Origin of the sequence: Prevotella sp. P5-64 (genome assembly GCF_002251285.1) — a bacterium.
In the GTDB taxonomy this organism is placed as follows: domain Bacteria; phylum Bacteroidota; class Bacteroidia; order Bacteroidales; family Bacteroidaceae; genus Prevotella.
In genome coordinates this window covers 57,891-72,654 of the sequence record NZ_NPJK01000056.1, presented here as the reverse complement: position 1 = coordinate 72,654, position 14,764 = coordinate 57,891, and the positions used below count along the sequence as shown (strand labels likewise).

Genomic DNA, 14,764 nt, shown 5'->3' with positions numbered 1-14,764 from the left:
TCTCAGTTTCCTTGTTGGTTGAGGCAGTCTGTTGATACAATGCCAAGAATTCGCAATTCTGTTTATTCCGTTTATAAGCGCGTCTATATTGATTATATGTTGCGCCTATATTAATTAACGTGAGTTCGACGAATATACTTTAGAATAAAGTAAGTTGCCTGTCATTTGAAATGTCCACGGTCTGTACTCGTATGGTTGGTTTCTTTGGGAAGTAACAGTATGCAGCTATACCTCCCAGAAGATTGACTACAAAATTGTCAAAGCTTCTATGTCGTGAATGCTCAACTTGGGCAATGTTCTTCAGTTCATCATTCACAGTCTCAATGATCGCCCTCTTCCTGAGCAGCAACTTGTCGGAAACGGACATCAAAGCTCCCTTCATGTTGCTCTTGAGTTTCGTGATAAGCTGAATGCCATCCACAAAAAGTCTTTCAAACAGACGCTTTCCAATATATCCTTTATCACCAACGAGCTTTCCATAAATGAATTCGACAAAAACTTTATATTCAAGAGGTTTTCGGTCGTCAACATCCCCAGGGGTTATCATAAAGTTGAGCAATTCACCTTTCTCGTTGCATATCAAGTGAAGTTTGAATCCAAAGAACCAACCCATGGAGCATTTGCCTCTTTGTGCGATACCCTTGAAGGTCTTGTGAATATGGATTCTCTGATTCTTGCATACTCGCAGAGGTGTGCTGTCGACAAAACTGATACCTGTACACTTGCCAAGCAAGACCTTCTTGATGAACACTATCAATGGGATGGCAATCTCCCGTTCCAGTTCAACGAAACGATTGTATGATACCACCTCAGGAAACAGATGGCGCATGTGTTTGCATACCTTTTCGAGATAGAAATGCTTCAGGCAGCGATACCCTGATGAATGAAAGAGAATCATTATAATCATGATTTCCGCCTTTGACATGCGGCTTTCACGGTGGTATTTGCGCTTTCCTTCTGCCTTAAACGTATATTTTGCCATCTGCGCATCATAAACTTTGCAAAAATCATCAGCAATACAGAAAATTTCTGTAACTTTGTCTTCGGTAATCATAGCGAAATTCTTTAGTTTCATTGTTTTTTATCCACTACAAAGTTACTAAAAATTTCGCTAATTACCATATTTTCAATGAATTATAATTCATCGAACTCACGTTAAGTTATGAAAGAGGGGGTGTGTCAGTTACTTCTGACACACCCCCTCTTGTACATCCTTACGACATCGGCAGAATCCATTTAGCAGTCAAAGACCTGGATGCACTGGGCTGTTTCATGCTGCCCTCCGCTATGGTAGATGTATCAGAGCATTATTGTTTCAATGCCTTACCATCAGAGTTCTTCATTTTGCAGTTATGTACCTAATCGCACCACCTCTATCGAAAGGGCGTTCACTGACAGCATTAGGTAGGTTCTATAAATTAGCTTGCGATGTATTTGCGACTATCGTGCCGTAGGTTTTTGTTTTTCACGAGGGAGCGTAGCGGGCTACGTGACTGAATGAAAGACAAAAAGATACGGTGCGAGAGGCGTGAAGACATCCAAGTAAAACAGAAACACTGCCTTACATTGAAAACTAATTTATAGAACCTACCTTTATTCATATAAGGAGAGTCCGAATCGATTTCTCCTTCAAAGCAGCAACGAGGTTTTGAAAAGATGATACCATCCTCTGCTTGGGTGACAAATGAATATGATTTGACTTTACGTCTCATAGTGACCATTTTGAGGGTGAAAATAGCCATTTTGTGGGGTCAAAATAGTTATTTTGAGGGGTGAAAATGAGGCGTATAGGTCAAAATGGGTGCTAATAATGCAGTTTGGATTTGGTACATATTTTAGGCGTATAGGTCAAGATTTTCGTCTTTTATTGCAAAATTCCCTATTAATCTCTCCTTACAAGCCCTATAACCTTGCTATTTCCCTCTGCCCTGACTACATATACGCCAGGAGAAAGCTCTGCCTCGCATTTGCCAAGGAATGGAGTGGCACGATGGCGGAGTATGCCATCGGTGGTGTAGAAGAGGACATCGGAATCTGTGGAGAGACCAGAGACTGTTACGTGACAACGGTTGATGGATATGGTCCATCTGGCACTGTTTTCATCACGTTCACCGATGTCAGGACGCACACCGCCGATGGTCAATGAGAATCTACCTGTGGTAAGCACCGGGGATGCAGGATTCTCGCCCACAGTAATCTCAGCAGTATAATCATCTTCCATAAGATTCGTTACAATGCCCGTTTGATAGTCTTTTAGCCATACCTCGGTGGTGGCGGGTGAAACGCCTGCACTCCTATCGAGCGAGAAGATGTAACGACCGGTTGAGCCAACCCTCGTAGCCAAGGATATTTCCTTTTCAATAGGAGCAGCACCTACCAACGACATCATCTCGCCGCCAGCGCCACATACGGCAATGTCGGGGATAGCGGGATTCATCGACATAAACTTCGCTCCGTCGCGATTGATGGTATATACCATAGAGGTGTTATCATCAGAGGTGTTATCCACTGGCTGCAGACTGACAACGCCAGCCGCATGTGAAACGCCCACGCTCCGATAGGCATCCTCACCTGTTGCATCTGCGGAAGACAAGGAGATATTGAGGACGTTACGAGTGTTGCCCGTGTTAGTAGAAGCAGAAGAGGTATATAAGAGCTGGGCAAAGTGGAGATGCTCCTCTTTGTTGATGGTTGCCGTCTGTGTGAAGAAGGCTTCTCCGGGCGAGAGTGTATTATCAGCATACCACGATTGCTTCGTCACATAGCTTCCATTGGGGTTCATCGTATATACCACGTGCGGCACATTCATGGCATACGTCCCGTCGTCCATCTTCTTATATACGGGATAATTGCTTATAAGATAAGGCATGCCCTTGAGGTTCCATCCCATATTATATACAGAGGTGAAGGTGAAGTCAGCACCGCCATTGGTTGATGTGCGGTCGTCATATTGAGTGAGGGTGACATAATCCTTGTCGGCAGACTCGCGATAAAGATAGTGAGCGTCAGGATCGTCAGCGGCTTTCGCTCCGTATGCGGTGAAACGAAGAGTTTGCTTTGTAGCTGTAGAGCCACGGTCGATGAGCATACCCTCGTTGGCTGTGCGGGTGTCTGTGGTGAGCAGTTTCCAACATGGAGAGTCGCTCTCTGCAAAGCTGTACTTATAGTTGCTTCGTGCCTCACCGTCATACTCATATCGATAGAATGGGGCAACGGCTTCTTCCGTAACATTGTTATTATTTTTATCGTATGTGGTAGTTGTGACGAAAGGCATTACGCCCTCATCGTTCGTCCCATAGTTCATGTCAAATGGCAGTGAGACGAGGGAGTATTGTGCGATGGTTTGCTGTCCGATGGTTCTCTCGGCTGCCACATATCGGAGGTCGATAGTATTGCCCTGTCCATAGAGCGAGCCGCCCTCCGATGCCAGAACGTAGCCTGGGCGCAGGGGATTGGCGTTGGTAAAGTATGGTGAATTGTCGCTCTTTACATCACAAATCAGATTGCCACCTTTTTGGAGATACACCACTGAGCCTTCATGTGGATAAGTCTGCCCGTTGTAGCTTGTGGCAAGAGTATTGGCATGTATGTCCAATGGCGAGTTGATAGTTCCCGTTGACCATGTCTCAAAGCATCCTTTATCCACATTGGAACCAATGAAACGGGGATTGCCGAGAAGGTCACGGTCTGAGGTATAGTCAACAAATTGCTGAAGAGAAGATGAGATATGGCTCTTGCCGTCACCCGATGTTCCGTTATCACCGCCTTCAATATTGTCTGTACGTTCGTGTAGCTGATACCACAAGTTGCGATTGCTGACATCCGCCTCTGGTATTTCTCCATGATAAGCCGTAGTGGAAGGACGGAAGTAGGGGGCAAACGGCATAGTAGAGTCCGTCTCCTTATACATTATATTATTAATGGCATGTGAGGCGGTGGAGCCTTGAGTCAAGTCACCTCCTACGACAGTGCAGTTGAGCATATAGCCTCCGGAGCTGAGATCGACAAGGGCTGAGGAGGCTGATGGCATCTTGTTGTCACGTATAAGCGTGTTGTAGAGCAGTCCCGACTGGAGATTGACGAGGTGTTGACCGGTGGCAGTAATCTCATTGTTGGCAATGATGGAGTTGCGCAGGGCCACATTGCCTTGCTGTATATCCACCACGGGCGAAGCGGATTTGTTTGCAGCACCGTTATCGGCATTACCAATCAGAAGTCCGTCGAAAAGACAGTAGGTTAAAGGCTCCACCGATTTTACACCATTCACGATGGTATGCTTGGCGTAAGAAGAAGCCATACCGTCGCGGTCGGCATCCATAGCCTTGATATATTCTTCTATCTTGTCGTTATCGTAATACTTGTTTCCATTCTTATCTGTCGTCTCCTCAACTCCCGTATTGATGGCTGACGGCAGACTTCCATAAAGCGTTACGTTGTTGCGCATGGTGATGGGCTTACCGGTAGATGTGTCCGTACCCTCCTTTACGAAGACATACGACTTTTCGCCTTCATGGACGTTAGAATAAACGGCTGCAGCATCTATGGCTTTCTGGAGATTGCCCTTGGTATATGCCTTTTCCCAAGAGAATCCGTTGTAGTCAGGGCCTGACAAGTCAAGCGATGGATTGACATAGAGCACACGGCTAAGAGTGGCGATACATTCATAAGCACCTCTCTCCATACCGGCAGAGCCGTAATAGCGGCTGTTATTGGCAAGGTCGAAGTCCTTCTTAACCAAGTCCACATAATATGGGTCGTTGTCATCGTCGGCATTCGAAATATCCACGTCAGAAGTGTAAGGATACCTTCCCGTGAGGTCCCTCACGAGTTCCACATATTTCTTAGGCGATGCCTTACCGATAATCTTTGCACTCGGATTGACACGGAAGTCGCGCGAAGCCTTAGCCCAACTGTCAGCAGCAGTTAATGCCGGGTCGAAGAAGTTCGGGCCTTGCAGCACGTTGTTGTTGTCGGATGACAACGTCACATTATAATTATTGACATTATCGTCTGAGCTGAGCGACGATATGGCATTATACGACATGCTTCCAGTAGCGGTTAGACCTGTCCATTCACGAGTAGTCTCATACCCGTTATTGCGCCAAAGCACAGAGTTGTGCATCTCCGAATTGCCTGAAAATTCTATCTCACCACCATTGAGGGCAAAAGTGCAGTTAACCACCTTGGTATCTGTGGCGACGAGCGGACTTCCCGCATTGCTATGGAATACGGAATTATAGATGAGAGCGTCACCTCCACCCTCGCCTATAGTTACTGCCGGCACTTCTGAGGTTGCTCCATTGATGCGGAAGTCGCAGCGGTTCATCGTCAGCTTATAGAGAGGATATTCAGATGGTGTGTCGCTGATTGGATATTGAGTATATTTAACACCATTATTGCTGACTATCTCTCCATTCTCCGTAACGTATGATTTACCTACAGGAGAACCATTTTTATCGACCTGATCCTTATAGAACACAGCGGCACCTCCGTCTTTATCTTTAGACTTAATATTACAGAAGGTCAATCCGTCGAAATATACAGGAACGACATAGTCTTTCACATCGTTAGTAACATTTCCCGAAGATTCCCTCTGCCTTACATCACCTATCACGAAGATATGTCCGAGGAGATCCTCATTCACGCCCGAGCGTTCCGAAGCGAAAAGATAAACGGGATAGTCGTGGATGTTCTCCAGTCCCTGCACATCCTTACTGTAGCCACCACGTATAGTAAGGGAGTTCACACCCTCGGGTGTCGAGCCAACGGGCGGCACTATACTACTCGTAGAGATGTCTGTTGTGATAGTGAAACCGAGATTACCATTGATGGTATATACCGGTTGGTATTGTCCTTCAAGCATACGAATCTCCTTGTCGTGTCCGTTGCGTGATGCAAGCAGCGTCTCTATAGCTCGCTGCACGTCGCTCGTCGCCGTCTCCCATGTCTTACCGTCAGCCACCGAGGCACTGGTTCTCTCCTGTTGCGTCACCCACAGCACATCTACATGTCCTTTCTCCACCGACGGGTCGAGCTTCACGTGCTGGTATTCATACACGCCGAGATCAATGTAAGTCTGGTGGTGAGTAGGGTTGGGGTCGGTGGAAATACGCAGCATCGACTTGCCCGTAGCATCGGCGTATGTCATATACTCGTCATTACCGATTGGCACAGCCGTCTCACCCGTGTTGACATTTTTGTCGTTATACGCCGTATGGCGATAGATACCGGCACCCTTTGCCTTTTCTTCTTCATAGACAAACGTCGGTTTTTTACCGCTCAGGTCCTGCTGTAGATATGTCCATCCATTATCCACGAGGTTGTTGATACGACCTATCATCCAGTCGGCAGAGGTATGATATCCTGCCTTTCCTGCCTTTGACGACGGGTTGATGAAGTTCGGTCCGTTGATGGCGTCGTTGTCAGAGGCGATGATGATGTTGCAGGTAACGGGGTTAAGACCTGTATTGGGATCCTTGTCGGGATTATCTACTGTTGACTCTTTGATAGTTGTGTTGTCTGTATAGAGATAGTTATATTTGCCAATCCACAGCGAAGGTATGAAAGTTCCGAAGCCTTTATATGTCTGGAGTCGGTAATCAATATTGTTTCCGGAGTTTACAGGGGCGTTACCCTTACCCTCCTCGTAGGCGCAGAACCACAGCATCTCGGCATTCTTCTTATTATTATCCTGACTAAGGTTGGCTACCCTGTTCAATCCGCTGTCACCCGTCACTTCATTGCCCCAGAATATGGTGTTGACAATCTTATGTGGATTGTTGGTTTTCAATGTTTGTTCGCCATCAGAGTACTTGCCTCCTTTATTTGGCTTATAGCAATAGATAGCGGGATAGGCATAGGCAAGATTGCGCACCACGTCGCAGTTAATCATGTGGAGCGAGGCATACTCTCCGAGCAGCACAGCACCTCCCACACCTGTCTGATAGTTTGTGTCAGCCTCGTTGTTTGCAAACAGCGAGTTTACTATCACGGTGTTGTAGCTGGCATTGATGGCGCCGCCACGTCCGGCGTATGTCACACTATTATTACCTATTTGGTCAGTCTCCACCTTGGCATAGTTCTGCACAAAGTTGCAGGCGAAGACCTTCAGCTCGCTGTCGGTGAAGATGGCACCTCCAAGGCATCCTCCGTTGTTGCGGAAGTTGCAGTTGCGCACCTCAAGAGGGATGCTTCTATATCCTACAGGCCTCTCGATAGCATTGCCGCTGCCATCCGTATATGTTCTTAAGACATCACCTGTAGTCCAGTTGCCTTCGACACAGATGGCACCCCCCTTATAGTATGTTGATTTACTGTTCACGGCTTTTGCGTCATATCCCATAGCCATGCCGTCCTCGATCTCCACACCATCAATGATGACAGGCACACCACGCTCGTATGGAACAGTGCCGTTGCCGGCATTTGCGTCATATTTCTCACTTGTGATGTCGTGATATTTAATCGTAGCATCAGGCAGTCCTCCCACGTGCTTCTCGTCGGCGATACAAGTTATGACGTGATATACGTTTTCGTTGGAATTACCGTTCACCACCTGTCCTGACAGAATGGTCTGCACTGCCATCTCCCACGGTTCAGCAATGTTGTTGTGGTTGATGTCGGAGAGTTCGCGGTTCTCTATGATGTTCTTAATCTTGGGATGGGAGATAACGACAGTTGAATTGCCATAAGTAAAAGTAGTATTATCAGATGGCTCAGCAGTGTTGCCATAATAGGTGGAATCCTTGTTATTGTCGCTTTGTTTTGTCTTGACACCTCCAACGATGGTCACGCCTTCAGGCACGAGATATGTACGTCCACGGCTGTTCACATATTCTCCCTTGATATTACGCATGGGGTAATATGTTCCGCCGCTGAGGATAATCTCAAACTTCTTCTTTCTGTTTGTATATACGCCATTCTCATCTTTCATCTTGCGTGCCTCCCTCACATATTGCAGCGCATCGTCGAGATAGCGCATGGGATAGGCGAACGACGAGCCTTCCTGCTGATAGTATGGGTCTTGGGTCTGGTTCTGCATCACCTCCACTGATGTAGTAGCCACGTCGTCCTCGTTTTTCACCACAAAGATGCGGGTCATGAGATTGTCGGCAGTAGCCACAGGCAGCACCAGTTCGTCGATGGCTCTCGCTCCGATGTCAATGAAGTCGTTGCCCTCAAATGTGCGTGTTTTCTTTGCGAGGTCTTCGGCGGTAAGGGCATCACTCGCGACAAGGGCTTTATAGTCCTTGTACTCCATGCCTCCACGTGCCAGCAGACTGTATTTCTTTATCTTATAGAACTCATAACTATTATGCATTCTCTTGACAGCCGTTCCCTTGCTGTCGATATAGTCATGGTTGTACGTTTCTGTGGCGAAGCGCACACCCTTGACCACATCGGTATGCACTGCGATGTTGTTGATACCCGGCTCACGTGTTGTCTCAGTGGCGCAGAAGGATATGGGATAGTCTTTGATGGTAAGGTTGGTGTTCCCCGCATCCGTCGGTGTTGTCATGCCGTTGACGTTCGACTGCTCGCTACCCGTGTTCTGCCAGAACAGCACACTGTTTGCCCTGACATTCGGCGTGCCGTTGGTGGTGAACGAGATACCTCCTCCCGCTCCGCTTGCCGTGTTATAGATGATGTCGGATGTGAAGATGCGGGCAGGGTTGGTTGCGGCGTTGACATTCTCAGAGGATGCCGATGCCGGTTCTTCCACGTATAGTCCTCCTCCGTCACCCTTGGTTACCTCGTTATATTGCACGATACTTCCGCTCACCAATGCGCCCTCTTCGAGATACAGTCCACCTCCGAAATCCGTAGCCTTGTTGTTCTGCACCACGCAGTTGCGTATATGGGCATAGCCCGTGACGATGGCAGCGCCACCCACACGAGTGTCAGTTCTCTTTCCTGTAGATTGCTTCTCGCCGTCGGCATTGCCGCCTTCAATGAATAGTCCGTCGAGCACGGCGCGGGCTGATATGTTTTCAAGAGTATCATTTGGATTGAGTGTTCCCTCTTCGTCAAATGTATTATTGGTGAACGTCACCACATTATACACGTTTACATCCTGGTCATCAGCCTGATATACACCGCTGAGAGTTGTGCGGTTTTTCAGTACATCACGGTTGTCGGTATAGTTGCCCTCAGAGACCTTGGTATAGAATCCGTTTTTGTCAGCACTTTCGTAGTCGTCGCTATATCCTCCCCATACCTCCACTCCATGAGGCACGATGATAGTATAGTCGCGTGTGTTCACCTCCTGTCCCGAATTCGTCTTCTTGTATGAGCGGCGAGGGCGATATACAAAGCCAGAATACTGATAAGTTTTGTTCCCGCCTACAGTTGTTTCCTCCGGCGCATCGCCCGCCAACTTCACAATCACTTGTTTCTTGACTACATCGTCCTTATGCTCATACACATATCTTCCCGCAGCATCCAGCACCTTCTGCAACTTAGTCCAGCAAGCCGCATTAGCGGGATTGGCAGCCGAGCCTGTGCCGCGTCCGTTCTGCGTGACATAGTACACCGCCTTGTCCGTGCTTGTAGTTACATCCGGCGTAATGCTATACGCACCATTAAACTCGTATGCACCGATATCCACGGTGCAGTCTTGGATACGGTCGGCATATTGCGCATCGTATGAAGGAAGCACAATATCGGCAGTACCCTCCATATTCTTACCCAACTGGTCAGTTCCCATATTAATGGCAATAGCCCCTTCCTTCAAACTATAGTCACCATTGTCGGCATCGTTGAAGAGGTCTGAGACTGACATACCCTTGTCATCCATATAAACGAATGAAGAAGCATCAACATTAGTATAGGAATTGTCAAAAGTCCTGTGTGTATTTTTATTCTTAAACAAACAGTTTTTCAGAGTGATATTGCCTTTTTCTGTGGTACAGTCGAATTCTTTGGTATTATTTGTTGTATTATTATAAATTATTGAGTTATACACATCAATACGGCCATTTGAGAACCATTTTCCAGAATACAGTGTATATGGTCCTTCATTAGCCGTAATTGTATTATTATAGAATCGTCCATTCTCAAAGAACACGCCAGTACCTTGCGTTGTTCCGTTACCTGTAATCTTATTATGAATGACAGAAGTGTTGAATACAGTACCAGTTCTTTGATAAAGTCCTCCACCAAAGACATTATTGTCAGAACCGCCTTCACTATTTAATATATTACCATCAATCTCACAGTTTTCAATTATTCCACCATTTTGGAATATGCCACCTCCACGAGTATTTGATTTTGACGACAGAATATTATTTGTTATCACACAGTTAGCCAAACGTCCATTGATACGCAAAGCCACTCCAGCTCCACCGTCACGCTGATGTGTAATCTTGGCTCTTCCGTTGCGGATAACAAAACCATCCCAACTGGTAATGACACAGAATGGATTAATTGGGTCGTTATCAAACTCCAGGTTATTTCCTGGTTCCTTTCCATTTATTTGTACACTTCCCTTAAAGTAAGGATATGGCTGGGTAAGCACACGCTGTGACTTATATGCCTTTGCATAACTATTAAGATCATATACATTGTTTTGGACTCTCGAACCTAATAAATGGTCAATCTTTGTGCTGCCGTTATAGGCCTCAATCTCTAATATGTCAACATGCTTTTGACTGTTGTTATTTGAGTTGACCTTAATATATAAGTATTGACAACTAATAGTCCTATCAAAAACAAGGGTCTGTGATTTATCTGCTGTAATATCTTTATTTTCCCATATCAGCGTGAAGGCTTTCTCATCTACTTGTTGAGCTATACCATCATCGGAATAAGATGGTGCATATCCTATTGTATAGTTGTTGGGATAATAATTGCGGTTTGTGATTTTCAGAGATGTTATTTCATATGTCTGTCCCATATCTATAATTATCCACTGAGGCAGACCACCATTTTTAATTCCATGACCTGCATTATCGTCCTGCCAGCGCGAATGCCAGAATGTATCATTATTTCCATCAATACATGCAGGTGCATTACCCTGTTTATCATCGGAAGAAAAGTCAACTACTTTCCACAAATTAGTGACATCTCCTGAGGAATAAGCAGCCAATACATTATGCTTATAGTCATCTACCTGAGGCCCCCATGCTCCTGTACCAATAACACCTGTCTCAGTCACCTCGTCATCTCTCAATGTCTCAAGGATAGATGTCTTGGGCATACGCTCTTTCATACCAGGGGATTGAGGGTCGCCTCCCTTGCCAGGGAAACCACCATATACATCCACTGCATCACGCATGAAGAAGCCTTCGCGACGGATGTATTCACCCTCACCTATCCAGACTTGAACTCGCTTGCTCTTGTCAACAGTTGAGACTTCTATAGTTGTACGGTCAGGATTGACTGTGCTTTGACTTCCTGGATTGAAATGAGTTACACCTGATTTTGTCGTATATTTAATAGTATTATCATCATTCCTATCCAACGAGCGGGCAAAAGCCTCATCCACAGCCCATTGGAGTCCTGTAAGTTGATAGCCGTCTTCATACAGTTCCGCATCCACGCCGCCAAAGCCGTGGTTGTTCTTATATTTGTCTGACTCGAGGTTTCCATTGATGGCATTCTGCCATGATGAACCGTCACCATCCCTTGTGTTGTCTATTGTTCCGTCGGGATTACGGTAGTCGCGCACATAAATAACCTTGCCGTATGGTGGCTGGTAGCCTCCCTCAACATCCTCATTGGAAGTGTCGCCTTCTGCCACTTCATTGTGGTTCTCCACTGCACCAATGTCGGCTGCACCGCCATAGTTGCGGTAGATATTTGTTGTTATGTCCTTGCCAAAGCCGGGGTCAGTGGCTGAGGAACCTGTCTCGTTGGCAGCATTCACCATCGGATTCATGTTCATCGGCATCCAGTTGGGGTCGCCACCGTACATCGTCACATCACCATCCTTGTTTACCCCAATGTTGCTCGTGGGGTTGATGAACTTGGGATAGGTGTCGGTAAATGAGGAGTGATAGGAGAACTTGGAGGTGGCGACATCGCTAAAAGAAGTTACTCCCAGGTCCATCATATTGTTGGCATTGGTTGCTCCTTCTGCCAATGTTATTCTTCCGTTTGATGTCGTATAGAAAGTGACAACCTTGGAATCGGGAGTAGAGGCATCAGCCTTCAAATCCGTTATCTTGGGATTGTTGCCTGAGGTGTATGAGCCATAGCCGATATTGGCATGCAGGGCGGTGTTCTTTACCTTGATATTGGCATGGTCTGTAGCCATAACGCCATATCCCACGTTGCCACGGATGAGGCAGTGATTGAGGGTGAGCGTGGTGTTGCTGCCCGTAGCCTCAACGGTGGCAGCCTGCTGCTTTGTCACGGCATTGTTGTGGAAGATACAGTTCTCCACATCCACCTGCATCACGGCTCCTGGAGTGTTGCGCAGGAAAAGGGCGGAGCCTTGCGAGGCGGTGCAGTTGGCTACCACGCAGTTGCGTATCTTGATGTTCTCCATCAGTTTGTCGGCATAACTGTTGATAATGGCGATGCCCGCTCCTCCCTCCAAAGCGAGGGTGGGCAGCACACTGCTCGTCTGGGCATTGGCAAAGTAGAGCTGGAAGCCATCCACAATAACGTCGGTCGCTCCATGGCGCACGGTGATGATATGACAACCATTTTCGGCATAGTCGCCACCTGTGATGTTGGCGGTTATGCGGGTTGGGTAAGCCTTGGGATTGCGCTTGGATATGTTGGTGCCGGTGAGCGATGAGGCAAAACCGCCATATAGCCGCACATGGCTCGGCAGGTCGATATACGACGAGCGGATATAGGGAATATAATTGTTTCCAGCCGTGGTGGTTGTGCCCTCCTTGACAAGTAGCTGCACAGGATTGGTAGCTGTGGGATTGAGCTTCTTGACAACATAATCCAAGGCATCGTTGATATTACTGAAAGCATTCTCCCACGAATTGCCCAATGTCTCATCTGAAACTAATGACACCTCAGCATCAGTGGTGGGGTCGATAAATATTGTTTTTATCGGAGTGGTATTGTCTTCCATACTTGCCACTAACTCATATTCACCATTAAAGCTATTAGCCACAAAGGCGCCAAGCACGCAACGGGGGGCAAACTGACTGCCTAAGATGTCCTCAGTGATATGTGCATCAATGATGTCCTTGCCTTCCGTCTCGTAGTCAGAGCCATTGGGATAGTTGGCGCTCGTTGGATAGTCGTTGAGCTGCATCCCCTTATTGCGCAGGTATGACGAGGCGCGGGGATTCCATCGTCTTGAGACAGTGGAACTACCCAGCACTCCCGTTGCATCGGGGACATTGGTGAAGTCAGGATAATATCCCGGAATAGACTCATTGCTGTTTTCCTCATTCAAGGAATACACTCCGTTGGTGCGCTTCACCGTTCCGCTCCAATCGACGTAGTTGTATTTGGAGAGAGCCACGAAGTCGAGCTTCACCTTCGGGGTGGAGGCATTCTCACGGTATGTGGCATACTGCACATTGTTGTTGGCAGCTACCTCATTGCCCCATATCACGGAATTGGTAACCATACCGCCGCCATCCACATACAGTCCGCCGCTGCGTCCGTAGCGACGGCTATTATACACCACTCCCGCTCCCACACATTTGTTGCATGTGATGGTGAGGTGGTTGAGCAGACCGCCATTCTTCATAAACACTCCACCCGCCTCGGCCGATGATGTGTTGTTGTTCACCACGCATCCCGTTGCGTATGAAGCATATCGCGCCTTGTCGTCCTTAGGCTGCGAGGAGAAGGCTATGGAGAGTCCGCCACCACATCTCGCGGCATTGTTCTCGATGAGACAATGGCGCACGATGCCGCCATCATCGCAAGCTACACCGCCACCATATCCGTCGGTAACACCCACTCCGCCCGACTGGTTCTGGGTGACATAGCATTGCTCCATCAGTCCGCCGCCGTCCATATACACACCGCCTCCACGCAGCGACGATGAGTTCTGGCGGATGATACAGTTGCGTAGCACGGTATTGCCCACCATATACACTCCGCCGCCATAACTGTTGTGATAAGCATGAGAGCCGTCAGTTTGCTCGGGCACGGTGCGGTTGGAGGCATTGCCGTCGCGTATGGTAAAGCCGTCGAGACCGGCGGTATCGGCAAGAGCCACGCCGCGGTTTTTGGTGTCGAGACCGGAGGAATGGGTTGAGGTGTTGGTGGCAAACCATACCACATGGTATGAGTTGCCCGTAAACGACTCGTCGTATTCGTTCTTTTTCGAGTCCCACTTCATCGGGTCTTCCGTAGAGCTACTGTGATTACCACTGAGCGTGGTGGTGTTCTTCATTAGCCACTTCAATCCTTTGGCTTCAGAGATTGGCATTTCCGAACCTTTAGCATCAAGGACGATACGTTCTTCGGGAGTGTCTTCGGGATTTGCGGCATCAAATCCTCCATACACCGTTATGCCCTCATAGATAAGAAAAGAAGTGTATAGCACACCGTCGCCACCGGGGGTAGAAGTGGTGGGGCTGTATGTTCCTTTCGCCACATACACCCGTCCCTCCGTGATGCCGTTTCGGGTCATATAGTCGTGAAGCGACTCTATGGCATCCTGCAGGTTGTTCTTAGCCTGCGCCCACGAAGTGCCGTCGTTGGCATAAGATCCATTCGTCTTCACATATCTCACAGGTCCGCTGAAGCTACCCGTCTGCGCAAAAGCTGTGGTGCAGAGGGTCAGCAAGGCTATTATCGTAGTATATAATCTTCTTTTACTCAGCATGTTATTATCTAT

2 protein-coding genes are annotated in these 14,764 nt (G+C 47.5%); both read right to left on the bottom strand.

The window, feature by feature from the left end; genetic code table 11:
- Positions 1-139: 139 nt before the first annotated feature.
- Complete coding sequence (locus tag CIK87_RS10225) at positions 140-1,054, bottom strand: IS982 family transposase (RefSeq protein ID WP_094387102.1); 915 nt, start codon at positions 1,052-1,054, stop codon at positions 140-142.
- 828 nt (positions 1,055-1,882) lie between these two features.
- On the bottom strand, positions 1,883-14,752 hold the full coding sequence (locus tag CIK87_RS10215; protein WP_094387080.1) for a discoidin domain-containing protein: 12,870 nt from the start codon (positions 14,750-14,752) through the stop codon (positions 1,883-1,885).
- Between the last annotated feature and the right edge of the window lie 12 nt (positions 14,753-14,764).